Below are 24,791 nucleotides of genomic sequence, written 5' to 3' on the forward strand. Positions count from 1 at the left end.
GTCATCGCCGGAATCACCGGTGCGCGTCACTGGACTACCTCCTGCTCGTGCCGGTCGACTGCGCCGTCCCGGTTGAATCCACGGTCGCGGGCCACACCCGCCAGCAAACCTCGAAGTTGCTTACGCCCACGATGCAAGCGCGACATCACCGTTCCGATGGGCGTTCCCATGATCTCCGCGATTTCCTTGTACGGGAAACCCTCGACGTCGGCGTAGTACACCGCCATCCGGAATTCCTCGGGCAACGACTGCAGAGCGGCCTTGATGTCGTCGTCCGGCAGTGCGTCCAGCGCTTCGACCTCGGCCGAGCGCAGTCCTGTGGACGTGTGTTCGGCGGTCGCGGCGAGCTGCCAGTCACTGATCTCGTCGGTCGGGTACTGCGCAGGCTGACGCTGCTTCTTGCGATAGGAGTTGATGTAGGTGTTGGTCAGGATTCGGTAGAGCCACGCCTTCAGGTTCGTGCCCTCACGGAACGACCGGAACGCCGAGTAGGCCTTCACGAACGTCTCCTGCACCAGGTCCTCGGCATCTGCGGGGTTCCGCGTCATCCGCAGCGCGGCACCGTACAGCTGATCGAGCATCGGCAGCGCGTCACGCTCGAAGCGTTCGGTCAGCTGGGCCTCGGTCTCTGCTGCCCGCTGCTCGGCGATCGCCTTCTCGTCCGCTTCGGTGGGAGTCCTGGCTTCTGTCACGCTGATCCCTTCGGTAGCTTCCACCACCCAGGCTACCGCGCCCGAAGTCGGCTTCTGCGCCGAGATCACCCCCTTGATCGCCAAGGGACGTCCCGCGGTCAGCACTGCCATTCGTCATTCCTTCCGCCTGCATCCGTATCTGCCCTGTCACAACACTGCCGCGCGCCGCGGTGTTCCCGCCGCAGTCGATAGAGTCCGAGGAATGGCTGCGTCGACCCCCGCTCTTGCGCTGCTCACCGCACGGAAGGTGGCGCATACCGTGCACACCTACGAGCACGATTCGCGCACGCAGTCGTTCGGCAGCGAGGCCGCCGAGATTCTGGGCGAGCGCCTCGGCGTGCGCCCGGAGCAGGTGTTCAAGACCCTGGTCGTCGAACGCGCAGATCGTTCGCTGGCCGTCGCGATGGTCCCCGTCACCGGATTGCTCTCGTTCAAAGCGGCAGCAGCCGCTCTGAACACGCGGAAGGTCGCGATGGCCGACAGAGCTGCCGCCGAACGGTCGTCGGGCTACGTGTTCGGTGGAATTTCTCCGCTCGGCCAACGTAGATCCCTGCCCACCGTCATCGACGACTCGGCACTCGAGTTCGACCGTGTGCTGTGCAGCGGAGGTCGCCGTGGCCTGGAGATCGAACTGGCTCCGGCCGATCTGATCCGCCTCACGCGCGCCGTCACCGCGCCCATCGCCGCACACTGACCGCCGATGAGCGAAGATGGACCGGTGAGCACTTGGACAGCCCCCGCCGCCGATGGACCCATCGACGCGACAGTCACTCTGCCCGGATCGAAGTCGATCACCAATCGCGCGCTGATCATCGCCTCGCTCGCATCCGGCCCGTCGACCGTCACCGGCGCGCTTCGCAGCCGCGACACCGACTTGATGATCCATGCTCTGGAGACACTGGGCGTGCAGGTGGCCGCCGACCGCAACGATCCGACGTCTCTCCGCGTGACGCCGGGAACGCTGCACGGTGGATCCGTCGAGTGCGGCCTGGCCGGAACGGTCATGCGTTTCGTCCCGCCCCTGGCCGCGCTCGCCGACGGCGTGGTGTCCTTCGACGGAGACGAGCAGGCTCGCATCCGGCCGCTCGACACCATCCTCGACGCACTGCGCGCTGTGGGCGCCGACGTCGACGGCAGCGCGCTGCCGTTCACGATGCGCGGTACCGGTTCGCTGCGTGGTGGATCCGTCGAGATCGACGCCTCGGGGTCGTCGCAGTTCGTCTCGGGCCTGATGCTCTCGGCCGCGGCGTTCGACGAGGGAATCGAGATCCATCACATCGGTAAGCCCGTCCCGTCCATGCCGCACATCGACATGACCGTCGAGATGCTGCGCCGTGCGGGCGTCCGAGTCGACACCCCGGAATCGAGCGGAGACGCGAACACCTGGCGCGTGCATCCCGGTTCGGTCACCCCCGTCGACTGGAGCATCGAGCCGGATCTCTCGAACGCCACCCCGTTCCTCGCTGCCGCCGCTGTCACCGAAGGTGTTGTGCGAGTACCGAATTGGCCTGAGTCGACGACTCAACCCGGCGATGTGTTCCGCGAGATCCTCACGCAGATGGGCGCGGTGGTCGAACTACGCGCAGGGGTGCTGACCGTCGAAGGTCCGAACACGTTGCGCGGCATCGACTTCGATCTACACGACGTCGGCGAGCTGACCCCCACCGTCGCAGCGCTCGCCACCCTGGCCGAGGGGCCGTCCATCCTGCGCGGCATCGCCCACCTACGCGGTCACGAGACCGACCGACTGGCCGCACTGACGACCGAGATAGTGCGCCTCGGCGGGCGAGCGGTCGAAACCGACGACGGCATTCGCATCGATCCCGCACCGCTGCACGGCGGCACCTGGCACTCCTACGCCGACCACCGCATGGCCACTGCCGGCGCGATCGTCGGGCTCCGCGTCCCGGGCGTCGAGGTCGACGACATCGGCACCACTGCCAAGACTCTCCCCGGCTTCGAGAACCTGTGGGACACGATGTTGTCCGCTTCCACACCCAGCGGGGTCGGATCCTGACCGCGCGCCGCTACGACGAGTCCGACGTCCGCATCCGGCCGGGCAAGAGTTCTCGTCCGCGCACCAAGACTCGACCCGAACACAACGACGCCGAAGCCGGCATGGTGGTGTCCGTGGACCGCGGCCGCTGGGGTTGCGTACTCGACGGTGACCCGTCTCGGCCGGTCGTGACGATGCGGGCCCGCGAGCTGGGGCGAACTCCGATCGTGGTGGGCGACGAGGTCGGCATCGTCGGAGATCTGTCGGGCAAGGTCGACACTCTGGCCCGAATCGTGCGCGTGGCCGAGCGGCGAACGGTGCTGCGCCGCACCGCGGACGACACCGACCCGTTCGAACGCGTCGTGGTGGCCAACGCCGACCGACTGCTCATCGTCGCAGCGCTTGCCGATCCACCTCCCCGCACCGGTTTCGTCGAGCGCGCTCTCGTCGCGGCGTACGTCGGCGGACTCGAACCGGTGCTGTGCCTGACCAAGAGCGATCTCGCTGCACCCGACGAGTTCACCGCGTCGTTCGCCGATCTGGACGTCCCGGTGGTACTGGCGGGCCAGTCCGAGGACCTGACCGAACTGACCGCCATGCTGACGAACAAGGTCACCGCGCTCATCGGACACTCCGGTGTCGGCAAGTCGACGCTTGTCAACAGACTGGTGCCCGACGCCTATCGCGCGACCGGGGTGGTCTCGGGCGTCGGCAAGGGCCGCCATACGTCGACGCAGTCGGTGGCGCTGCCGCTACCGGGCGGCGGATGGGTGGTCGACACTCCCGGCATCCGATCGTTCGGATTGGCGCACATCTCGCCGGAGAACGTCGTGGCCGCATTCTCCGACCTCGCCGAGACCATCGAGGACTGCCCCCGCGGCTGCACTCACCTGGGTCCGCCTGCAGATCCCGAGTGCGCTCTCGACACGCTCACCGGGGATGCAGCACGACGGGTGGCTGCCGTACGGCTCCTGCTGGAAGCGGTTCGAACGAACGAAACCTGGTAGAGACCCACGGGGTCTGTACCAGGCTTCGCTGCTCGAAATCGGAGTCGGTCAGGCTGCTTTGCCGACCAGTCTGCGAATCCCCTTGCGCTTCTTGGTTTCTGCGATCGCGGTCCGAAGGCCACGCCGCTTTCCGGTGTCGGGGTCGACGGCGAACAGACCTGCAGGTGCCTGTTCCCATTTACGCTCGGACGCGGTTTCCGGCGCGTCGTCGCTGGTCGCCTTCAAGTACTTGTTCGGAAGCGACAGCTTGGCGATGGTTCGCCACGACAGGAAGTACTGGTGCACGATCGAACCGGTCGTGTACGGCAGGTCGTACTTCTCCGCGAGCTCGAGAACCCGAACCTTGATCTCCCGCAGACGATTGCTGGGTAGATCGGGGAACAGGTGATGCTCGATCTGGTAGCAGAGATTGCCGCTCATGAACTCCATGACCGGACCGGCGTTGAAGTTCGCGCTGCCCAGCATCTGACGCAGGTACCACTGCCCCTGCGTTTCGCCTTCCATGTCCGACTTGGTGAACTTCTCGGCACCGTCGGGGAAGTGCCCGCAGAAGATGACGGTGTTGGTCCACACGTTGCGCATCATGTTGGCGACGATGTTCGCCGTCAGCGTGCTCTTCCAGGCAGGTCCGGTGAGCAGTGGATGCAGGACGTAGTCCTTGCCCATCTGCTTGCCGACCTTCTCGAGGACCTCGCGACGCTTCTGCTCGAATTCCTCGCGTGGGACGCGGCCCTTGGCCACCTTGCCCAGTTCCAGATGCTGCAGCGCCACGCCGTACTCGAAGAACAGCTGCAGCAACAGGTTGTAGACCGGGTTGCCGATGTTGAACGGCTTCCAACGCTGGTCGCGGGTGACGCGCAGCAGGCCGTAGCCCACGTCGTCGTCCATGCCCAACACGTTGGTGTACTTGTGGTGAATGTAGTTGTGCGTCTGCTTCCAGTGCGCCGAGGGCCCGGTGTTGTCCCACTCCCACGAGGTGGAGTGGATCTCCGGATCGTTCATCCAGTCCCACTGGCCGTGCATGACGTTGTGGCCGAGCTCCATGTTCTCGATGATCTTCGCGACCCCGAGCATGGCGGTACCGACCAGCCATGCCGGGCGGCGGCGACTGGCGAACAGGACTGCACGTCCGCCGATGTCGAGCGAGCGTTGCAGCCGAATCGTGTTCTTCACGTACCGGGCGTCGCGTTCACCACGGGACGCCTCGATGTCTCGCCGAATCGCATCGAGCTCGTGGCCCAATGCTTCGATGTCGGCGTCGGTCAGATGCGCGTATTCCTTGATGTCCGAAATCGCCATGGGAAACAGCCTCCTGGCAGTTGTGAACACACAGCGTGCGGTAGTGAGCCGTGTGCATTTCCGTCACCTACCGTATCGTAACTTACGGTCGCGTAGGTTACGGGCGCGAATCTGTGTGACGATTCACAATCAGGCGGTGACGTCCGATCGCCGCAGCGCCTTCGCCTGTCGTTTGGCTTCTTTTTTCGCGTTGCGCAGAGCTCCTCGTGCCTCCTGCATCGCCGAGCGCAGTCCACGGCGCTGGCCGGTGAGCGGGTCGATCCGAAGTGCGTGCACGGTCGGAGAATCGCCGACGCGCCAACGCCGCTCCGACGATGTCTCGGGCGCGTTGTCCGAGGTTGCGCGCAACCACTTGTCGGGCAGCGACAGCTTGTGGATGGTCCGCAGTGCCAACAGGTACTGCTTACCGAGCGACCCTGTCGTGTACGGCAGGTCGTACTTGTCGCACAGCGCGTGCACCTTCTCTGCGATCTCCGAGTACCGATTGCTCGGTAGGTCCGGGAACATGTGGTGCTCGATCTGGTAGCAGAGGTTTCCGCTCATGAACGCCATGACGGGGCCGGCCTCGAAGTTGGCACTACCGAGCATCTGCCGCAGGTACCACTCGGGCCGGGTCTCGTTCTCGAACTGACCGATCGTGAACTTCTCGGCGCCGTCGGGGAAGTGACCGCAGAAGATCACGGCGTAGGCCCAGAGGTTTCGAACCAGGTTGGCCGTGGCGTTGGCGGTCAACGTGGACTTCCACGCCGGGCCGGACAGGGCCGGGAACAGGACGAAGTCCTTGCCGACCTGCTTGGCGATCTTGCGCGCGAAAGCGCGGGCCGCCGGTGACTTGAAGAGGCCTTTTTCGTGTTCCCCGTCGAGCTGCTTCTGAGCGTCGTAGTCGTGCAGTGCGATGCCCCACTCGAACGTCGTCGCCAGCACGACATTGGCGAGCGGCTGAACGAGGTTGATCGGCTTCCACGGCTCGTCGCGGGTCATCCGCAGGATGCCGAAGCCGATGTCGTCGTCCATTCCGACGATGTTGGTGTACGTGTGGTGCGAGTAGTTGTGCGCCCGCTTCCACTGCTCCGACGGCCCGGTCTGGTCCCACTCCCACGAGGTGGAGTGAATTTCCGGATCGTTCATCCAGTCCCACTGGCCGTGCATCACATTGTGGCCGAGCTCCATGTTCTCGATGATCTTCGCGACGCTGAGCATCGCGGTCCCCACGAGCCATGCCGGCCGGTACTTGCTACCGAGCAGCACGGCGCGTCCACCGAGCTCGAGCATGCGCTGAGCTCGGATGGTCCGGCGGATGTATGCGGCATCGCGTTCACCGCGACTGTCCTCGACGTCGCGGCGAATGGCGTCCAGTTCGCGCCCGAACGCTTCCATGTCTTCTTCGGTCAGGTGAGCAAACTCTTTGATGTCGGTGATGGCCACCGGGTCCTCCAACAGTTGTGTGCGGCGCCCGAAATACCGGGGTTCAGCGTGGGCAACCTACGTGAGCGTAACCCAGCAGCCTGAGAAGGCAGTGTGCGAAAAACAGACCTACAGTTCCAATGTGCAGTCGCCCGCGGCCGCGGAAATGCACGTCTGGACGCGGTCACCCTCGCTGTGTTCCTTACCGGAACGCAGGTCGATCACATGCCCTGCGGTCAACGGCACCACACACGTCTGGCAGATACCCATACGGCAGCCGAACGGCATCCGAACACCCACATTTTCGCCCGCTTCGAGCAGCGTGGTCGCCCCGTCCGCCGCTGCTTTCTTGTCGGACTTGGAGAACGTGACGGTTCCGCCGGAACCGGACGTATCGGCGCGCGAGATCTCGAACCGCTCGAGGTGCAGCTTGTGCTCGATGCCCTCGTGCTTCCACGTCTTCTCGATTTCCTCGAGCAGTGCCGCGGGACCGCAGGCCCAGGTGTCGCGGGTACGCCAGTCGGGGTAGAGCTCGTCGAGCGAGGACAGAGCGAACTTGCCGTCGGAACGCGTCAGCTGCACGTGAGAGGTGAACTCGGGATGCGACTTCTCGAGGGCTGCGAGTTCGGCCGCGAACATCACCTCGTCCTCGGTGGGGGCCGAGTGGATATGCACGGTATCGGGCATGTCGCCGTGACGATCGAGTGCTCTGAGCATCGAGATGACCGGGGTGATGCCGCTACCTGCGGTGACGAAGAGAATCTTGGCGGGCGGCGGAACGGGCAGTGCGAAATTGCCCTTCGGTGCCGCCAGTCGCACGATGGTCCCCTGCGGCACGCCGCCCACCAGATGTGACGACAGGAACCCTTCGGGCATCGCCTTGACCGTGATGGAGATCAGCTTGTCTTCCCAGTTCGGCGGCGAGGTCAGCGAATACGAGCGCCAGTGCCACCGACCGCCGAGATGCAGTCCGATTCCGATGTACTGACCCGGCTGATAATCGAAATTGAAGCCCCACCCGGGCTGGATCACCAGTGTCACCGCGGTAGCGGTTTCCTTCTCCACGCGTACGACGCGGCCGCGCAGTTCACGGGCCGACCACAACGGGTTGGCGAGGTGCAAGTAGTCGTCGGGCAGCAAGGGAGTGGTGATGCGGGTGAAAGCACCACGCAGCATGTTCAGCCTCGGCCGCTTGGGTGCCGAGACACCGGCCACCGGGGCCTCCAACCACTTCTTCAGATCCATCGGGTGTTCCCCATCCCCTCGATCGTCGTACCGAACCGCGTGCGGGCATCGAGGTTACGCTACCGTAGGTTGAGTCCCCTGGTCACCTCTGCAGGCCGCCCAACCGCGGATATCGCCAGGTCGTGGCCGAGAGCAGGATCACAGCAGATCGAGCAGAAATGGTAGTTCCTGGGGGGCGTACCACGCCAGCGTGTGGTCTTCGGCATCACCGAGAACGAATTCTGCATCGGCATCGCCCATGTCCGCTGCGTCCACGGCGGAGACAGCCTTGGCAACCGCTTCTTCGGCCCCTTCCAGATCGACGTGCACCGACGCGACCTGATCCATTCGCAGCGGTTCCTTCAGCCGAACGACAGCGTCGTCGAGATCGGGACGCAGGGTGGGATCGTCGACGTCTGCGGCAATCACCGCCCGTCGGTAGACCACGCCGTCGGCCACCGTCCCCGTGTCCGCCTCGTCGTCGACGGCAGCGGCGATCAGGCGCAGCGAGGCACGCGCGGCCTCCCCCATCGCGACCTCGGACAACTCCTCGTCGTCGCCCGACGAGTACGCCTCACGCAAGGTGGGCGTCACCGCGAATGCGGTGCGCGAGACCGGACTGAACTCGCCCTCGGCTGCGAGCACTTTCAAGAATTCCAGCGTCGCCGGAACGTAGACACGCATTGCAGAAGACCTCACACTCTCGATTCGTTGCTGGCGTCGACCAACTCTTCCAGCGCCTCGTGCAGTAGCGCTGTCACCACATCCACATCGGGCATCGCTCCGCGGTCGGCATTGAGCCCGAAGAACACAAAACCGTCGTACGACGTCAGCCCGATACTCAACGCCTGATTCTCGAACAGCGGCGACACCGGGTACATCTCGAGCATCCGGGCACCACCGACGTACAGCGGAAACTGCGGGCCCGGCGCGTTCGTGACGATCAGGTTGAACACTCGTTGCGAGAGTCGGCTACCCGCCCGCGCACCCATGGCATGCAGGCTCGCCGGAGCGAACCCACTGATCCGCATCAGCGTCTGAGCCGTCACACCGCGGCTCTGATGAGAATGGGCCTCGGTCGCGTGCGCGATGTGAGACAGCCGAACGACGGCGTTCGACTCCCCCACCGGGAGGTCGACGAGGAACGAGGACACCTCGCTGCGATCGTCCTCTGCCGGCTCACCGGAAATGTCGCTGCCCTCACCGAAGCCGACTCGATCGGACGAGACGTACACCGACATCGGCACCATGGCCCGCACCGTGGACGATGCCGTGACGGGTTCGCCGCGCGAGAGCAGCCAATTTCGCAGCGCGCCGGTGACGACTGCGAGCACGACGTCGTTGATCGAGCAGTCGAATCTGTCGTGGATCCTGCGGTAATCCGCCAGCTCGGTCTTGGCCACGGCGAACCGACGATTTCGCGAGATCGGCGCGTTCAGTGGGCTGGACGGGGCGCTCTGTGTCGCGGTACGCAGCACGGCCGCGACCTTGCCCGCGGCGCGCAATGCGTCGCCCGCGAGACCGGCAACCCCGTTGACCGCGCCGCGCAACGTCTCGATGCTCTCGCCCGGACGCACCACCAGTTCGGTGAGCGCGTCGAGCACCAACACCGAGTCCTTGGGCTCACGGGCAGGCATCCACAGCTCCTCGGCCATCGGCGCGGGGTTCTTGCTCGCGTCCAGAATGACCTGACCGATGTCGAGCGCATTCTCGCCGTCGACGAGGGCCGAATGAGACTTGGTGAAGATGGCGAAACGATTCTTCGCGAGGCCCTCGACCAGGTACATCTCCCACAACGGTCGGGTGCGATCGAGCGGCCGTGAGGTCAGTCGCGCGATCAGGTCGTGCAACTGATCGTCCGTCCCCGGCTTGGGTAGTGCCGAACGACGGATGTGATAGGTGATGTCGAAATCCGCGTCGTCCACCCAGACCGGCCGCGCCAAACCGAACGCGACTTCGCGGACCTTCTGCCGGTAGCGCGGAACCAGCATCAGTCGCTGTTCGACCAACGACAGCAGTCGGTCGTAACTGAAACCGCTCCGCGGGGTCCGAAAGACGGCGAGCGAGCCGAGGTGCATGGGACTGCTGCCGGCCTCGAGAAAGTAGAACGACGCATCCTGCGCCGTCAGTCTGGTCGCCATCGCGTGTCTCGGTCCCCGTCCTCGCACGTGGTGCGCCCCGATCGATACCGCCTGTTGCGCGGTGTGCTCGAACTCAGAGTACGTGGGTTCGCGACGTGAGTCCCAGTGCCGGGTGGGCACCGACGTGTCGCCGATCTCGGGAACCGAAATTCGATCGCGACCGTCAATGTCGGTGTGAGCGTCATCGAATCCAACGATCCGCCGGACACCGGGGACGACAGCCCGATACCGTCGCCGGCGGACTCTCGGCTGCGCGCCGAGCACCATTGCTTTCTGTCGCGGCCGACCCAGTTCGAGCCGCCACTCTCGGCAGGCGCGGTGCACACCTGGGGACGGGGTGAGAGCCCGCAAAGGCCACCGGAACGCCATCCGGCATCGGTACGCAGCACTCGCCCCCGCCGCCGGGCCGAGGCACCCCATCGACCGATCGTGCAAGTGGTGCCCGCCGATGCGCGGGCGAGCGCCGAACGCGCCATGCGGTTGCTCATCGAGGTGATCGACCGCAGGCGCAGTGCCGAGCAACTGTCCTCGTTGTTCACTGCGCCCGTGATCGACCTGATTCGCACCATCGTCCGCACGCCCCCACCGGGACGGCGACTCGGATTCGCCGCGGTGCGTCGCGTGCACGTCGCTTATAGATCGGACACGTCGGCCGAGATATTCGGCTCGTACACCCGCGGCCCACGCACCTTCGCCTTCGCGGGCCGAATCGAGCAGGCGGTCGACCCACGGCGGCCAGGATGGACGGTCACCTCGTTGCGAGTGGGTTGAGAACACGGGTCGCCCGGCTAGGTCGCGCCGGATCGACCCGGCCGACTACTTCTTGCGCTTGGAGCGCGCCGACTTCTTCGGTGCTTTGTTCTGCGCTCGCGCTGCTTCGCGACGCTCGCGTCGGGTTCCCTCGGCCGCCGACTCCGCGCTCGCTGCAGCATCCGATCGCTGCACAGCCGTACCGCCCCCCTCGGCCGGGCCGGAGAACGTCAATCTCTGTTCGTCCCGCTCGTCGAGTCCTTTGGCACGCAGAGCTGTGGGAGCTGCCTGAGCTGGAGCGGCAGGGGCCGGGGCCGCCTTGGCCGCAGGCTGACCGCCCGTGGCCGCAGGTGCCGACGTGGCCGCAGGTGCCGACGTTGCCGCAGCTGCCGGGCGACCGGATCCGACGGGTGAGGCCAACCCGGGGGCAACCGCGAGACCGGCGGACGCGGCCGGACCTGCCGGGGCAGGGGTCGCCTCGACCTGGAGGTTGAACAGAAAGCCCACCGACTCCTCTTTGAGGCCGTCGAGCATGCCCTGGAACATGTCGTAGCCCTCCCGCTGGTACTCGACCAGTGGATCTCGCTGGGCCATCGCACGCAGTCCGATGCCCTCCTTGAGGTAGTCCATCTCGTAGAGATGCTCGCGCCACTTGCGATCGAGGACGGACAGCAGAACCCGACGTTCGAGCTCCCGCATTCCGTTCTCGCCTGCGATGCCGTCGATCTCGGCCTCGCGAGCGGCGTAGGCCGAGCGGGCGTCCTCGAGCAGCGCCTCGCGCAGCTCGTCGCGGCTCAGGTCACCCTTCTCGCCGTCCTCGTTCTCGCCCGAGAGAACCTTGTGATCGATACCGACCGGATACAGAGTCTTCAGCGCCGTCCACAACTGCTCCAGATCCCAGTCCTCGACGTAGCCCTCGCTCGTCGCACCATCGACGTAGGCGGTGATCACGTCGGTGATCATGCCCTCGACCTGGCCCTCCATGTCGGCACCTTCGAGGATGCGCCTGCGCTCCTCGTAGATGACGGTGCGCTGCTGGTTCATCACCTCGTCGTACTTGAGGACGTTCTTGCGGATCTCGAAGTTCTGCTGCTCGACCTGTGTCTGGGCACTCTTGATGGCCTTGGACACCATCTTGGCCTCGATCGGGACGTCGTCGGGCAAGTTGAGCCGAGTCATGATCGATTCGAGTGCGCCGCCGTTGAATCGACGCATCAGCTCGTCGCCGAGCGAGAGGTAGAACCGCGATTCGCCCGGATCACCCTGACGACCGGACCGCCCTCTGAGCTGGTTGTCGATACGACGTGAGTCGTGGCGCTCGGTTCCGAGAACGTACAGGCCACCGGCTTCGCGCACGGTGTCCGCGTCGGCCTTGACCTGAGCCTTGACCTCTTCCAGAGCAGGCTCCCAGGCGGCCTCGTACTCCTCGGGAGTCTCCACCGGGTCCAAGCCCTGCTTACGCAGCTTCAGGTCGGCGAGGATGTCCGGGTTGCCGCCGAGCACGACGTCGGTGCCACGGCCGGCCATGTTGGTCGCCACCGTCACCGCGCCCTGTCGCCCGGCCTCGGCGATGATCGTCGCTTCCTGCTCGTGGAACTTCGCATTGAGCACGTTGTGCGCGACGCCGCGCTTGGTGAACTGCTTGGACAGATACTCCGACCGTTCCACGCTCGTGGTGCCGATGAGAACCGGCTGGCCCTTCTCGTGCCGCTCGACGACATCGTCGACCACCGCGTCGAACTTGGCTTCTTCCGTCTTGTAGATCAGGTCGCCGTTGTCGACGCGGACCATCGGGCGGTTCGTCGGGATCGGAATGACGCCCAATCCGTAGATCTGATGCAGCTCCGCGGCCTCGGTCTCGGCCGTGCCGGTCATGCCGGAGAGCTTGTCGTACAGGCGGAAGTAGTTCTGCAGCGTGATCGTGGCGAGGGTCTGGTTCTCGGCCTTGATCTCCACCTTCTCCTTGGCCTCGATCGCCTGGTGCATGCCCTCGTTGTAGCGGCGTCCGACCAGGATGCGACCGGTGAACTCGTCGACGATGATGACCTCGCCGTCGCGGACGATGTAGTCCTTGTCCTTGGTGTAGAGCTCTTTGGCCTTGATGGCGTTGTTCAGGTAGTTCACCAGAGGCGAGTTGGCCGCCTCGTACAGGTTGTCGATACCGAGCTGATCCTCGACCAGCTCGACGCCGGCCTCGTGCACACCGATGGTGCGCTTGCGGATATCGACCTCGTAGTGGGTGTCGACCTTCAGCATGGGGGCGATCCGGGCGAACTCGCCGTACCACTTGCTCGACGCGTCGGCGGGGCCCGAGATGATCAGTGGGGTTCGCGCCTCGTCGATGAGGATCGAGTCGACCTCGTCGACCACGGCGAAGTTGTGTCCGCGCTGCACCAGATCGTCGAGCGAGTGCGTCATGTTGTCGCGTAGGTAGTCGAACCCGAACTCGTTGTTGGTGCCGTAGGTGATGTCGGCGGCATACGCTGCACGGCGTTCGACCGGCGTCATCCCGGACAGGATCACGTCCACCGACAGACCCAGGAAGCGGTGCACACGGCCCATCCACTCCGAGTCACGCTTGGCGAGGTAATCGTTGACCGTCACCACGTGCACACCGTCGCCGGAGATGGCGTTGAGATAAGCAGGCAGAACACACGTCAGGGTCTTGCCCTCGCCGGTCTTCATCTCGGCGATGTTGCCGAAGTGCAGGGCAGCTCCGCCCATCACCTGCACGTCGAAGTGCCGCTGGGACAGCACCCGCCACGATGCCTCACGGGCGACCGCGAATGCCTCGGGCAGCAACTGATCCAAGGTCTCCCCGGATGAATACCTCTCCTTGAACTCGGCGGTCTTACCCCTCAGTTCGTCGTCGGAGAGACTCTCGACGTCCGAAGACAGGGTCGAGACGTGGTCAGCGATGTTCTTGAGCCGCTTGACCATGCGACCTTCACCAACACGGAGCAGCTTAGAAAACGACAGCGACGGCACGGGTTTTCTCGTCCTCGATCCTCGGTTCACGGGTACTGACACGAACAAATCTGTTACTCGACGCGTTACTGCTACCTGCACGAGCGCACGGGTTCGTCACCGTGACGTCCGCGCGGCAGTAACCCGAACGCGTCCATGGTAGGCGGTCTCACTGTGGGTACGGCAGTCCCACTGTCGGTCCCCGAACGACACCACGCCGGCATTCGGACAACCCCGACACAGCACTGCAGGCTCGACGTGGGGATCGTGTCTTCCGGCGTCGAGCCTGCAGTGGTCGGATATTTCACGGACGGCGAACGACCCGTTCGCTGTCACGCTCGGTCAGGTGAGCCTGATCAGGCCGTAGTCGAAGGCATGCCGTCGGTACACCACGGAAGGCCGGTCGGTGGCGCTGTCGTGAAACAGGAAGAAGTCGTGGCCGACCAGTTCCATCTCGTACAGCGCATCGTCGACGCTCATCGGTGCCGCCGAGTGAACCTTCGTGCGAACGATGTGCCCGGGGCCGGTCTGATCGTCCTCGAACGAATCCAGCTTGGTCTCGGGATCGAGCGCAAGTGTGTCGTCTTCGGCGAGTTCAGCGGTGGCCTCGGCGACGGATACCGGTCTCTTCTCGCCGTAGTGGACCTTGCGCCGATCCTTGGTGCGCCTGAGTCTGCTTTCGAGTTTCGAGGTCACTGCTTCGAGTGCGGCATAGAAACTGTCTGCGCACGCTTCGGCACGAACGACCGGGCCTTTGCCCTTCGCGGTGATCTCCACGCGTTGACATGCTTTGGCCTGACGGCGATTTCGTTCGTGCTGCAGTTCGACATCGAACAAGTAGATGGAGGGGTCGAAGCGCTCGAGGCGAGCCAGTTTCTCGGACACGTATATCCGAAAATGGTCCGGTATCTCGACGTTGCGGCCCTTGACCACAACGTCGGCATTGCTCTTGGCGGGTTCTTCCGAAGGCTTCTCGTCGAAGAAAACCGAGGCTTGTGAAGGGGTCGTCACGTGTACCTCCCGATATCGGCCACGCCCACTGTTGGACGTGGCAGGTGTGCATGCCGAATGGGGAACCTTCCGGCATCTCGAGTCCGGGGCATCACCTCACGTCCGTGTTTCTACGGGTCGTTCTACCGGTCCGCTCCGTCGTGATGGAGCGTGTCCGCGACGTTAGTCGGTCATCGACGCGTGTGCCACCGTTCACCCCGAATTGGTTGTCGGCGTGTCTCGTCGACTCGCGTTCACGCGCTGGCCACCACGATCGCACCAGCCAACGAGATCCCGAAATCGATTAGCACTCTTGCACATTCGGCCAGGGTCGCCCCGGTGGTCACCACGTCGTCGACGAGAAGAACGGTCAGTTCGTCGGTTCGCGGCCGCGGCCGGCCGATAGCCGGGCGCGACTGTCCGATCACTTCGATCCGGCCCGCCACGTTGTGCTGACGCTGACCTGCCGAGAGCCCGACCGAATCTCGCACTCCCCCGGCCATCTTCAGCAGCTGGGGAACCGATACTCGCTCCGGTGCCAACTCGGTCGCTGCGTTCCTCGCACACCGCAGCACCGGATCGCCCCCTCGGGCTCGCGCTGCGCGCGCCCGGGACGGAGCGCACACCAGAACGAGGGGACTCAGCTCCGGTGGATCGATCTCGCCCGCAGCGCGCAGTTGGTGCACCGCACCGGCCAGCGCCCGCCCGAACGGCACGGACACGGCCCGTCGGCCCCGTTCTTTCAGTGCGATCACCCCGTTGCGCCGAGGGCCGGTGTACGTGCCCAGCGCCCAGCAGGGCACCCCCGGATCGACCCGCGGACGCACCCGGACAGGCGGCACCGACAGCGCCTGTTCACAACGGCGACACCACTGCTCCCCCGGCACCCCACACCCGGCACATTCGAGGGGCAGGACGAGGTCGAGAAGCGTTCTCATGACCGTGAAGTGTGCCGGTAGCCACCGACACCCGCCGGACGTCAGCCGGGCAGGATCGGGACGGCCTTCACCCCGGCCAGGCCGGTGACCTCGCGCCAGTACCTGTCGCCGACCGGATCGGCGTTGTTGAGTGCGAACACAGCGCGAGCGTCGGCAACGTACTCGGTTTCCGGCGACGCATCGACCGCCAGAACAGGATTGGTGAGATTGCGCGACGGCAGGGCGTCCATCCTCGAGCCGTCGACCGTCACCTGGACCACCGGTGTATCGGTGGCAACCCGTGCGATCACGATAGCCTCGCCGGTGCTCCAGTCCAGGCTGGTGGCGTCACTGCCGAGTCCGATCGCAACCGCGCGCGGGGCCGTCAGCGAATAGACGCCCGACGGATCGCGTACCACGGTGGCCACGTACACCACGCCGTCGACGATGAGTGCGGCCCGAACGCCGTCGCGGGCCAGCCGGAGTTCGGTGATGCGAGTTCCCAGGGTGGTGACCGCGCGGGCATCGACCGGTATCACCGATACCTGACCGGTCGAGGGGTCGCGGGCCGCGCGAATGACGTTGGTGCCGTCGATGACCGCCCAGGCGGCGTTGTCATCGGCTCCCCACGTCGGACGCGTGATCGACTGCCCCTCGGCCACCGGGAACGCGCCACCGTCGTAGCTACCGACCATCAATGTGCTCGACGGTGCCGGAGCGGGTCTACCGGTATCCGCGACGCCGGCCACGAGTGTTCCGTCGTTCGACAATGCCACCGAGCGCAGATTCCGTGCCTGCCCGAAGTACCCGGGGGCGGGTGTGGTCGCGGATTCCTCGACGCGGAGCAGTCGACCGGAGGCCAATGCGTGCAGGCCGACCGATTCGTTGGTGGAGCTCTGTGGATCGAAGGAGTCGACCCCGGCCGTCGTCCACCCGTCCGGCTTGGTCGTGTCGATGGGTTGTCCGTCGGCGAGCAGCACGTAGGGCCCGGCCACCTCCGCCGAGGCCAGAGTCCAGATCACCTGTGCGGCAAGCAATTCTCGGTCGCGGTCGCCCTTGTTCTGCAAACCACCGAAGTCGATTCTGATGCCGCCGAGACCGACTCCGACCTGTGTGGTCTGTCCGTCGGCCTTGGTGATGGGCCCCCGGATACTGACGTCGTCGGACAATTCGTTGCTCACCGCTGCGGACAGCGCGGACTTGGGTCCATCGATCAACAGCTGGACGAGCTGGTTTGCGAGCTGATCCTGCGATCCGCTCGTCCACCGAACATCCGGCACCAACACCCCACCGAGCGGATCGACGAAGTAGATGGATCGCTGCTGATAGGTGTCCATGAACGCCGAGCGATCGATGACCACACCCGGTGGCAGCTTCGAGATGCGCCATTGGCCGTCGACGCGCGTCATGTCGATCGCGATGTCGAAGGTGTCCGATCCGGCCTGATATTCCCCGCCGGGAGCCAGGATTCCCGCTGTCGTCGACCGAATCGTGAACTGCGCAGAGTCTGCAGTTCGGGGCCCCGACAAGGTGTCGATCCGATCTGCGACGACGGTACGAGCGCCGTCGTCCCACGTGTTCGACGCGTCCTCGGTCAGGAACTGTCGGGCGGCCTGGTGGCGGTTGGCCGACACTGCGCTGGCCTCGAAGAAGTCGTCGAGCAGCCGGTCGGGCTCACGTCCGGGTTCGGGGGCCGGGGCGCTGGTCGGCGCGGCACCGTCGGTCAACGTGCCGATGGCCTGGGGGCTCGAGGACTCGGGCAGGCTGGCACAACCGGAGACCAGGGCGGCGATCAGGGCGCAGACTGCAACCGAGCGAGACAGCCGACGAGACGAGCGAATCACGTCGACGACTCCGACGCGGCCCGCTGCGCACCGATAGCCGGGATCGGTTGTCCCTGAGCGTATTTCTTGGTGCTCGGCTTCAACGGCAGAGGTGAGCCGATCACCTTGTGACCACGGACCAGTGGCACCGTGAGCCGGAAACATGCGCCTTCGCCGACTGCACCCCACGCCTCGAGCTTACCGTCGTGCAGCCGGGCGTCCTCGACACTGATCGCCAACCCGAGGCCGGTACCGCCCGAGCGCCGGACGCGGGAGGGGTCCGAGCGCCAGAACCGATTGAACACCAGCTTCTCCTCGCCGGGGCGCAGACCGATTCCTTGGTCGCGCACCACGAAGGCTGCCGCGTCGGCATCCGATCTCAGGCGCAGCAGCACCGGCTTGCCTTCCCCGTGATCGAGGGCGTTGGCCAGTAGGTTGCGCAGGATACGTTCGACGCGCCGCGGGTCCACCTCGGCGATGACCGCCGTCTCGGGCATGTCGACGATCACCTCGGTGCCGGTTTCGCGGGCGAGGTGACGCACCGTGGAGACCGCGGCGCGTGCACACATCCGGAGGTCGAGCTGCTCGGCAGCCAGTTCGGCGACACCGGCGTCGTGGCGGCTGATTTCGAGCAGATCACCGAGCAACGTCTCGAAGCGGTCCAGCTCGTTGACCAACAGCTCGGAGGAACGCTTGAGGGCAGGTTCGAGATCGTCACTGGCGTCGTGAATGAGATCCGCGGCCATCCGCACGGTGGTGAGCGGAGTTCGTAGTTCGTGGCTGACGTCGGAGGTGAACCGGCGCTGCAGGTTTCCGAATTCCTCGAGCTGCGTGATCTGTTTGGACAGACTTTCGGCCATCTCGTTGAACGACATCGCCAGCCTCGCCATGTCGTCCTCACCTCGAACCGGCATTCGCTCCTTGAGCCTGCCGTCGGCGAAACGTACTGCGATGCGGGACGCGGATCGAATGGGTAGCACCACCTGCCGCGCGACGAGCATCGCGATCGCGGCAAGCAGCACCAGCAGCACCACGGCCCCGATGAACAGCGTGCCGCGGACCAGAGAGAGCGTTCGGTCTTCGCTGGCGAGCGGGAAGATGAGATACAGCTGCAGCGCCGATATGTCGGAACCGGTGGGCGATCCCATGATGAGCGCCGATCCGGAATATCCGCCGTCACTGTCGGTCACGGTGGCGTACTGCGAGCTGATCAGGCCCTTTTTGACGAAGTCGCGCAAGCTGGCCGGTATCTGGTCGACCGGACCGACCGACGCTTCCGCGCGGGTCGCGTCGCCCTCGACGATCAGAACAGGGTCGAAGGACCCTGCCGACCCTGTGGTCGACGCGGCGTCGAGGTCCTGGTTCGTCAACGCTGCTCTCGCCCGTTCGAGACGGGTGGACAGGCCGCTCGAATCATCGGCACCGGCGAGGTTGCCCTCCACCGTGGTGCGCGAGCGGTCGAGTTCCTCGGTGGCTGCAGACAGCTTCGCTTCGAGCAACCGATCGGTGATCTGGCTGGTCAGAACGACGCCGAGAATCAGGATCACCACGAGCGACAACGTCAGGGTCGAGACGACCACGCGCAGTTGCAGTGACCTTCGCCAGGCATGACCCAGCGATGTGCTCAGCGACCTGAACCAACGCAGGAGCGGGGAGAACTTGCCGTTGATTCGTCGCCGAGAGTGGGAAAAACCGATCACGGCGGTCCGGCCTTGTACCCGACCCCCCTCACGGTCAACACCACCTCCGGGTTCTCCGGATCCTTCTCGACCTTGGCGCGCAGGCGCTGAACGTGGACGTTGACCAGGCGGGTGTCGGCGGCGTGCCGGTAGCCCCACACCTGTTCGAGCAGAACCTCACGGGTGAACACCTGACGGGGCTTGCGGGCCAAGGCGACCAGCAGATCGAATTCGAGCGGAGTGAGCGAGACCAGCTCGTCGCCGCGGCTGACCTTGTGGGCGGGGACGTCGATGACGATGTCGGCGATCGACAACAGTTCGGCCGGCTCGTCCTCGGTTCGACGCAGTCGTGCCCGGACGCGTGCCACCAGCTCCTTCGGCTTGAAGGGCTTCATGATGTAGTCGTCGGCCCCGGATTCGAGACCGAGCACCACATCGACGGTGTCGGTCTTGGCCGTCAGCATGACGATCGGGACGCCCGAGTCGGCTCGCAGCACGCGACAGACGTCGATGCCGTTCATTCCGGGAAGCATCAGGTCGAGCAACACCAGATCGGGTCGATTCTCGCGGACGGCCGCCAGCGCTTGGGTGCCGTCTCCGACGACGAACGGCTCGAATCCCTCACCGCGCAACACGATGGTGAGCATCTCCGCCAGAGCCGAATCGTCGTCCACAACCAGAATCCGAGGCTTCATGGCTCTATCGTGTCACTTTCGGCTCGGCGGATGGCTGATTGAACATGTCGGCGGCGAGTCGATCGGGGTCGACGTCGGCGCGCACGACTCGCCAGGGCGACGCCCAGTTCGTTTCTGCGAGACGGCCGTAGACGGCCGAGGTTCGGGTCTGCAGCGAGCCGTCGCGTTCGTAGGCATCCCGGGTGCGCGCGGCGTCCGCACTCTCACGCGCGGCGGCGCGCTCCGCAGCGAGAGCCACCGGTACGTCCAGCAGCACCTGCACGTCCGGAACGGGCACACCGAACCGCTCGAATTCGAGTGACCGGATCCACTCGACGGCCGCTCCGTCGACGGACTGCTCCAACCGCGCCGCGGTGTAGGCGGCATTGGACGCCACGTACCGGTCCAGCAACACGATATCGTTGCGGGACAACAAGTTTCGGATCTCGTCGGCCGCATCCTTGCGGTCGAGTGCGAACAGCAGCGCCATGGCGTGCACGCTGCCCGCGGTGTCTCCGTGTTCCCCCTGCAGCGCCTCGGCCGCCAGATCGGCATGAACCGACCTGCCGTACCGGGGAAACCCGACCCGGACGACGGCCAGGCCGTCGCGTTCCCACGCCGAGACGAGCCGACGGGCGAGCGTGTTCTTGCCCGCTCCGTCGACTCCCTCGATGACGAAGAGCTTTCCCAACGACCGAACTCTCTCGGTCAGTAGCGGTAGTGCTCGGGCTTGTACGGGCCCTCGACGTCGACGCCGATGTACTCGGCCTGCTCCTTCGTGAGCTTGGTGATCGAGCCGCCCAGCGCTTCGACGTGGATGCGAGCAACCTTCTCGTCGAGGTGCTTGGGCAACCGGTAGACCTCGTTGTCGTACTCACTCGGCTTGGTCCACAGTTCGATCTGCGCGATGACCTGGTTGGAGAAGCTGTTGCTCATGACGAACGACGGGTGACCGGTGGCGTTGCCGAGGTTCAGCAAACGGCCCTCGGACAGCACGATGATCGAGTGCCCGTCCTTGAACTGGAACTCGTCGACCTGCGGCTTGATGTTGATCCGCGTGACGTCGGCAGCCTTCTCGAGGCCGGCCATGTCGATCTCGTTGTCGAAGTGGCCGATGTTGCCCAGGATCGCCTGGTGCTTCATCTTGCGCATGTGCTCGAACGTGATGATCTTCAGGTTGCCCGTCGAGGTGATCACGATGTCGGCCTGCTCGATGAACTCGTCGACCGTGCGCACGTCGAAGCCGTCCATCAGTGCCTGCAGGGCGTTGATGGGATCTGCTTCGGTGACCGTCACGCGAGCGCCCTGGCCCTTGAGTGCCTCGGCGCAGCCCTTGCCCACGTCTCCGTAGCCACAGACCAGCACGGCCTTGCCGCCGATGAGAACGTCGGTGCCACGGTTGATGCCGTCGATCAGCGAATGGCGAGTGCCGTACTTGTTGTCGAACTTGCTCTTGGTGACCGAGTCGTTGACGTTGATGGCCGGGAACGACAGCTCACCGGCAGCAGCGAACTGGTACAACCGCAGCACACCGGTTGTGGTCTCCTCGGTGACACCCTGCACGGATGCGGCAATCTCGGTCCACTTGGTCGTCGACGCCTCGAGGGAGCGACGCAGCAGGCCGAGGAACACCTTGTACTCGTCGGAATCCTGGTCGTCGTCGGTCGGCGGAACGACGCCTGCCTTCTCGAACTGAGCGCCGCGCAGCACCAGCATCGTGGCGTCACCGCCGTCGTCGAGGATCATGTTGGCAGGCTGCTCGGGCCAGGTGAGCATCTGCTCGGCGGCCCACCAGTACTCTTCGAGGGTCTCACCCTTCCAGGCGAACACCGGAACGCCCTTGGGCTCTTCGACGGTGCCGTACGGGCCGACGACGACGGCCGCGGCAGCGTGATCCTGGGTGGAGAAGATGTTGCACGAGGCCCAACGCACCTCGGCACCGAGTGCCACCAGCGTCTCGATCAACACGGCGGTCTGCACCGTCATGTGCAGCGATCCGGATACTCGTGCGCCCTTGAGCGGCTGAACGTCGGCGTACTCGCGACGAAGCGCGATCAGGCCGGGCATCTCGTGCTCTGCCAGCCGTATTTCCTTGCGGCCGAATTCTGCGAGTGACAGGTCTGCGACCTTGAAGTCGATTCCACCGCGGTGTTCCACGGTGAGTGCCGATCCTGACGTAACTGAGGTCGTCATCTTGCCTCTCCTGTTGACTTGAATGTCTTCGTCCAGGCTATCGGGTCGCGGCGCGCGGCGACCGTCTGCCCGGCGAATCGGTCCGATGCCCTTCAGACGGCTCGTCGAGTGGTCCCGCGGTCACCCGTGTTGCTGGGCTCGCGCCAGAATCCGATCGCGCTTTCGGGGCAGAATGTTGGCCCGGACGAGATCACCGTCGTAGTGGTCGAGCACCCGCGGGTCCATCACCCGACGCCACAGCGGCGGTACCGCTGCCAGTAGAACCATCGTCGCGTACCCTGCGGGCAACTGCGGAGCCTCGTCGCACGAGAGCAGAGTCTGGTATCGCTTCCCCGGATTGGCGTGATGATCGCTGTGTCGCTGCAGGTGGTAGAGAAAGATGTTGGTGCACAGCCGGTCGCTGTTCCAACTGTGCCGCGGTGCGCACCGCACGTATCTGCCTCGCTCGTTCGTCTCGCGCAGCAGTGCGTAGTGCTCCACGTAGTTCACCATCTCCAGGAGCACGAATCCCACGACGGCCTGTATCAGCAGATACGGCGCGATCGCCCAGCCGAAGACGACCATCAGCGTGACGAAGAGAACGGCGCTGAGCAGCCACGTGTGCAATAGAGCGTTCGACGGGTGAAACACGGAGTGGCCTTTGCGGCGCAGCCGCCGAGCCTCGAGCTTCCAGGCCGAGGCCAGCCCGAGAACAGCGCTGCGCGGCACGAACGTCCACACGCTCTCTCCCAGCCGGGCACTGGCCGGATCCTCCGGAGTGGCCACCCGCACGTGGTGACCGCGGTTGTGCTCGACGAAGAAGTGTCCGTACAGGGTTTGCGACAAGGCCACCTTCGCCAACCAGCGTTCGTGCTGCTCGACGCGGTGGCCCAGCTCGTGGGCGGCGTTGATTCCGGTTCCCGCGACCAGGCCCACCGTCACCGCGAGCCCGATCTTGTCCACCACGCTCAGACCTCCGTACGCCCACATCCAGCAGGCGACGATCAGACCGATGAATTGGATGGGCAGGAACAGATAGGTGCACCAGCGGTAATAGCGGTCGTTCTGCAGCTTGTCGGCCGCAGACGCGTCCGGGTTGTGACCGTCCTCGCCCGCGAGCAGATCGATGATCGGAATGATCACGAAGAACACCAGGACGCCGCTCCACCAGAACACCGGCATGCCGGTCCGGTACACCAATTGGGACGGCAACAGTGCCGATGCCGGTGCCAGCAGACCCAGTATCCACAAGTAGCGCTTGTTGTCCCACCGCCGAACCGCAGGTGCAGCCCCGGCCGAATTCCGCTCCCCGAAAGCGACACCCGAATCGTCCGATGAGGTGGTTCGGCCGTCCACGCTCACAGTTGCCACACCCTCTCACCGAATGTTTGCGGTCCTATCAGTTTGTTTTCGAGGGTATAACATGCCGGGCGTTCGGACCGAGGGGTGTGACGGATACCCCGGACACGTCGGATCCGAGAAAACCGGCCCCGCCCGCACGATCGACGGTCGGGGCCGGCCTCGCAAGACGACTCGGCCGCGTCTCACTCGGGTCGCGACTCGACTTTCTTCGCCTCGCGCAGACCCATCACCGAATGACGGCGGCCGTACAGCACGTAGATGACGACACCCGCTGCCATCCACACCAGGAACCGCAACCACGTCTCGACCGACAGGTTGAGCATCAGCCACAGGCACGCGGCCACTGCCAGGATCGGAACCAGCGGAACCCAGGGCACGCGGAACCCGCGCTCGAGATCGGGCCGCGTCCTGCGGAGGACGAGGACACCGGCCGACACCAGAACGAAGGCGAACAGCGTTCCGATGTTGACCATCTCCTCGAGCGTGCCGAGAGGGACGAACGCGGCGAGCAGTCCGACCACCACACCGACCAGGATCGTCGTCCGAACCGGCGTGCCCTTCTTTCCGGTGTGGGCCAGACCGCGCGGCACCAGGCCGTCTCGCGACATGGCGAACAGGACGCGAGTCTGCCCCAGCATGAGAACCATGACCACCGTCGTCAGACCGGCCAGTGCGCCGAACGAAATGATGTTCTTGGCCCACGTCAGCCCGTTCAGCTCGAACGCCGTTGCCAGCGTGGCACTGTCGCCGGCCAGATCCGTGTACTTGACCATCCCGGTCAGCACCAGGGTCACCGCCACGTAGAGCACGGTCACGATGGCCAAAGATCCGAGGATGCCGCGCGGCAATGCCTTCTGCGGCTCCTTCGTCTCCTCGGCCGTGGTCGCGACCACGTCGAAGCCGATGAACGCGAAGAACACCAGCGACGCCGCCGCCAGCAGTCCGTACCAACCGAAGGTGCTACCGCCCGCACCGGTGACGAAGGAGAACAGGGACTGATGAAGCCCCTCACCCGTGGACGCGGGCTCGGACGGCGGAATGTACGGGTCGTAGTTGGCGACCTTGATGTAGAACGCACCGAGCACGACGACGAACAGCACGACGATCACCTTGATGGCTGTGATCACCAACGACACGCGCGAGGACAACTTGGTTCCCGAGGCGATGAGAACCGTCAACACCACCACGATGAGCAGTGCGCCCCAGTCGAAATTCAGCGAACCGATCTGCAGTACCGGGGCCGACGTGCCGAGCAGGTCTCCCAGATAGAGCGACCAGGCCTTCGCCACCACCGCCGCGGCGAGTCCGAATTCCAGGATCAGATCCCAGCCGATGATCCAGGCGATGAACTCACCGAATGCGGCGTAGGAGAACGTGTAGGCACTACCGGCGACCGGAACCGTGGAGGCGAACTCGGCGTAACAGAGGGCAGCGAGCCCGCAGGCGATGGCCGCCAACACGAACGCCACCGAAACAGCCGGTCCGGCAACGTTTCCGGCAGTCCTCGCCGTCAGCGTGAAAATGCCGGCTCCGACCGCCACCGCGACACCGAACACGGTCAGATCCCACGAACCGAGCTCCTTGCGCAACTTGGTGTCCGGTTCGTCGGTGTCCTTGATCGATTGTTCGATCGACTTGGTCCGGAACCACCCCGTCGTACGCGGGGGCTTCCTGGGCCGGTCTGCCTTGGTCAT

General features: G+C 65.0%; 20 protein-coding genes. 4 read left to right on the top strand and 16 right to left on the bottom strand.

Annotated features, from left to right (window positions below; genetic code table 11):
* Positions 1 to 26: 26 nt before the first annotated feature.
* The gene (locus CH268_RS07930; protein WP_255182316.1) at positions 27 to 803 is read right to left on the bottom strand and encodes a sigma-70 family RNA polymerase sigma factor; all 777 of its coding nucleotides are present in this window, start codon (positions 801 to 803) and stop codon (positions 27 to 29) included.
* A 91-nt stretch (positions 804 to 894) separates the two neighbouring features.
* Here CH268_RS07930 and ybaK point away from each other — a divergent pair, with 91 nt between their 5' ends.
* From ybaK to rsgA, 3 genes are read left to right on the top strand one after another with little or no spacing between them, the layout of a single operon-like run.
* Positions 895 to 1,386, top strand: a complete 492-nt coding sequence (gene ybaK, locus CH268_RS07935) for a Cys-tRNA(Pro) deacylase (RefSeq protein WP_094663154.1) — start codon at positions 895 to 897, stop codon at positions 1,384 to 1,386.
* 6 nt (positions 1,387 to 1,392) lie between these two features.
* Positions 1,393 to 2,709, top strand: a complete 1,317-nt coding sequence (aroA, locus tag CH268_RS07940) for a 3-phosphoshikimate 1-carboxyvinyltransferase (RefSeq protein ID WP_032366303.1) — start codon at positions 1,393 to 1,395, stop codon at positions 2,707 to 2,709.
* Complete coding sequence (gene rsgA, locus CH268_RS07945) at positions 2,661 to 3,695, top strand: ribosome small subunit-dependent GTPase A (protein WP_176457065.1); 1,035 nt, start codon at positions 2,661 to 2,663, stop codon at positions 3,693 to 3,695. Before aroA ends, rsgA begins: the two co-directional genes overlap by 49 nt.
* Before the next feature lie 48 nt (positions 3,696 to 3,743).
* Here the strand turns inward: rsgA and CH268_RS07950 are convergent, their stop codons facing one another.
* The 5 genes from CH268_RS07950 to CH268_RS07970 form a co-directional block, all read right to left on the bottom strand.
* Positions 3,744 to 4,994: a fatty acid desaturase family protein gene (locus CH268_RS07950; RefSeq protein WP_032370715.1), complete on the bottom strand. Its 1,251-nt coding sequence runs from the start codon at positions 4,992 to 4,994 to the stop codon at positions 3,744 to 3,746.
* Positions 4,995 to 5,123: 129 nt separating this feature from the next.
* Positions 5,124 to 6,419, bottom strand: a complete 1,296-nt coding sequence (locus CH268_RS07955; RefSeq protein WP_032366301.1) for a fatty acid desaturase family protein — start codon at positions 6,417 to 6,419, stop codon at positions 5,124 to 5,126.
* Between the two features lie 108 nt (positions 6,420 to 6,527).
* Positions 6,528 to 7,643 (bottom strand): ferredoxin reductase, encoded by a 1,116-nt coding sequence (locus CH268_RS07960; protein ID WP_094663156.1) that lies wholly within the window; start codon positions 7,641 to 7,643, stop codon positions 6,528 to 6,530.
* Between the two features lie 138 nt (positions 7,644 to 7,781).
* Entirely contained in the window at positions 7,782 to 8,306 is a 525-nt protein-coding gene (locus CH268_RS07965) for a DUF6912 family protein (protein ID WP_032366300.1), read from the bottom strand.
* An 11-nt stretch (positions 8,307 to 8,317) separates the two neighbouring features.
* On the bottom strand, positions 8,318 to 9,763 hold the full coding sequence (locus CH268_RS07970; protein WP_094663246.1) for a WS/DGAT/MGAT family O-acyltransferase: 1,446 nt from the start codon (positions 9,761 to 9,763) through the stop codon (positions 8,318 to 8,320).
* Between the two features lie 174 nt (positions 9,764 to 9,937).
* Between CH268_RS07970 and CH268_RS27555 the strand changes: the two genes are divergently transcribed.
* Positions 9,938 to 10,534 (top strand): Rv3235 family protein, encoded by a 597-nt coding sequence (locus CH268_RS27555; protein WP_141215098.1) that lies wholly within the window; start codon positions 9,938 to 9,940, stop codon positions 10,532 to 10,534.
* Between the two features lie 45 nt (positions 10,535 to 10,579).
* Here the strand turns inward: CH268_RS27555 and secA are convergent, their stop codons facing one another.
* The 10 genes from secA to CH268_RS08025 all read right to left on the bottom strand — a co-directional run bounded on the left by secA (position 10,580) and on the right by CH268_RS08025 (position 24,791).
* The gene (gene secA, locus CH268_RS07980) at positions 10,580 to 13,501 is read right to left on the bottom strand and encodes a preprotein translocase subunit SecA (RefSeq protein WP_094663158.1); all 2,922 of its coding nucleotides are present in this window, start codon (positions 13,499 to 13,501) and stop codon (positions 10,580 to 10,582) included.
* Positions 13,502 to 13,822: 321 nt separating this feature from the next.
* Positions 13,823 to 14,491, bottom strand: coding sequence for a ribosome hibernation-promoting factor, HPF/YfiA family (gene hpf, locus CH268_RS07985; RefSeq protein WP_027496511.1), 669 nt, complete (start codon positions 14,489 to 14,491; stop codon positions 13,823 to 13,825).
* A gap of 233 nt (positions 14,492 to 14,724) precedes the next feature.
* On the bottom strand, positions 14,725 to 15,408 hold the full coding sequence (locus CH268_RS07990) for a ComF family protein (RefSeq protein ID WP_094663160.1): 684 nt from the start codon (positions 15,406 to 15,408) through the stop codon (positions 14,725 to 14,727).
* Positions 15,409 to 15,449: 41 nt separating this feature from the next.
* Positions 15,450 to 17,231 carry an MtrAB system accessory lipoprotein LpqB gene (gene lpqB, locus CH268_RS07995; RefSeq protein ID WP_371827939.1) on the bottom strand — a complete coding sequence of 594 codons (1,782 nt, stop codon included), beginning with the start codon at positions 17,229 to 17,231 and terminating at the stop codon, positions 15,450 to 15,452.
* Positions 17,228 to 18,910: an MtrAB system histidine kinase MtrB gene (gene mtrB, locus CH268_RS08000; protein ID WP_032366296.1), complete on the bottom strand. Its 1,683-nt coding sequence runs from the start codon at positions 18,908 to 18,910 to the stop codon at positions 17,228 to 17,230. The genes lpqB and mtrB overlap by 4 nt, the downstream gene beginning before the upstream one ends.
* A complete protein-coding gene (gene mtrA / locus CH268_RS08005; RefSeq protein ID WP_027496508.1) occupies positions 18,907 to 19,584 on the bottom strand; it encodes an MtrAB system response regulator MtrA in 678 nt (225 codons plus the stop codon). The genes mtrB and mtrA overlap by 4 nt, the downstream gene beginning before the upstream one ends.
* A gap of 4 nt (positions 19,585 to 19,588) precedes the next feature.
* Entirely contained in the window at positions 19,589 to 20,254 is a 666-nt protein-coding gene (locus CH268_RS08010) for a dTMP kinase (RefSeq protein ID WP_032370710.1), read from the bottom strand.
* A gap of 17 nt (positions 20,255 to 20,271) precedes the next feature.
* Complete coding sequence (ahcY, locus tag CH268_RS08015; RefSeq protein WP_027496506.1) at positions 20,272 to 21,756, bottom strand: adenosylhomocysteinase; 1,485 nt, start codon at positions 21,754 to 21,756, stop codon at positions 20,272 to 20,274.
* Positions 21,757 to 21,876: 120 nt separating this feature from the next.
* The gene (locus tag CH268_RS08020) at positions 21,877 to 23,097 is read right to left on the bottom strand and encodes an alkane 1-monooxygenase (protein ID WP_094663162.1); all 1,221 of its coding nucleotides are present in this window, start codon (positions 23,095 to 23,097) and stop codon (positions 21,877 to 21,879) included.
* A gap of 182 nt (positions 23,098 to 23,279) precedes the next feature.
* Positions 23,280 to 24,791: an amino acid permease gene (locus tag CH268_RS08025; protein WP_048320229.1), complete on the bottom strand. Its 1,512-nt coding sequence runs from the start codon at positions 24,789 to 24,791 to the stop codon at positions 23,280 to 23,282.

Origin of the sequence: Rhodococcus sp. 06-1460-1B, assembly GCF_002258475.1 — a bacterium.
GTDB classification, from domain to species: Bacteria; Actinomycetota; Actinomycetes; order Mycobacteriales; family Mycobacteriaceae; genus Rhodococcoides; species Rhodococcoides fascians.

Bases quoted from the DNA above. Each gene is read 5' to 3' on its own strand.
- CH268_RS07930 (WP_255182316.1), bottom strand. From the start codon at position 803: ATGGCAGTGCTGACCGCGGGACGTCCCTTGGCGATCAAGGGGGTGATC.
- mtrA (WP_027496508.1), bottom strand. From the start codon at position 19,584: ATGAAGCCTCGGATTCTGGTTGTGGACGACGATTCGGCTCTGGCGGAG.
- ahcY (WP_027496506.1), bottom strand. From the start codon at position 21,756: ATGACGACCTCAGTTACGTCAGGATCGGCACTCACCGTGGAACACCGC.
- CH268_RS07950 (WP_032370715.1), bottom strand. From the start codon at position 4,994: ATGGCGATTTCGGACATCAAGGAATACGCGCATCTGACCGACGCCGAC.
- ybaK (WP_094663154.1), top strand. From the start codon at position 895: ATGGCTGCGTCGACCCCCGCTCTTGCGCTGCTCACCGCACGGAAGGTG.
- aroA (WP_032366303.1), top strand. From the start codon at position 1,393: ATGAGCGAAGATGGACCGGTGAGCACTTGGACAGCCCCCGCCGCCGAT.
- CH268_RS07965 (WP_032366300.1), bottom strand. From the start codon at position 8,306: ATGCGTGTCTACGTTCCGGCGACGCTGGAATTCTTGAAAGTGCTCGCA.
- CH268_RS07960 (WP_094663156.1), bottom strand. From the start codon at position 7,643: ATGGATCTGAAGAAGTGGTTGGAGGCCCCGGTGGCCGGTGTCTCGGCA.
- CH268_RS07970 (WP_094663246.1), bottom strand. From the start codon at position 9,763: ATGGCGACCAGACTGACGGCGCAGGATGCGTCGTTCTACTTTCTCGAG.
- CH268_RS07990 (WP_094663160.1), bottom strand. From the start codon at position 15,408: ATGAGAACGCTTCTCGACCTCGTCCTGCCCCTCGAATGTGCCGGGTGT.
- CH268_RS08025 (WP_048320229.1), bottom strand. From the start codon at position 24,791: ATGACCAAGGCAGACCGGCCCAGGAAGCCCCCGCGTACGACGGGGTGG.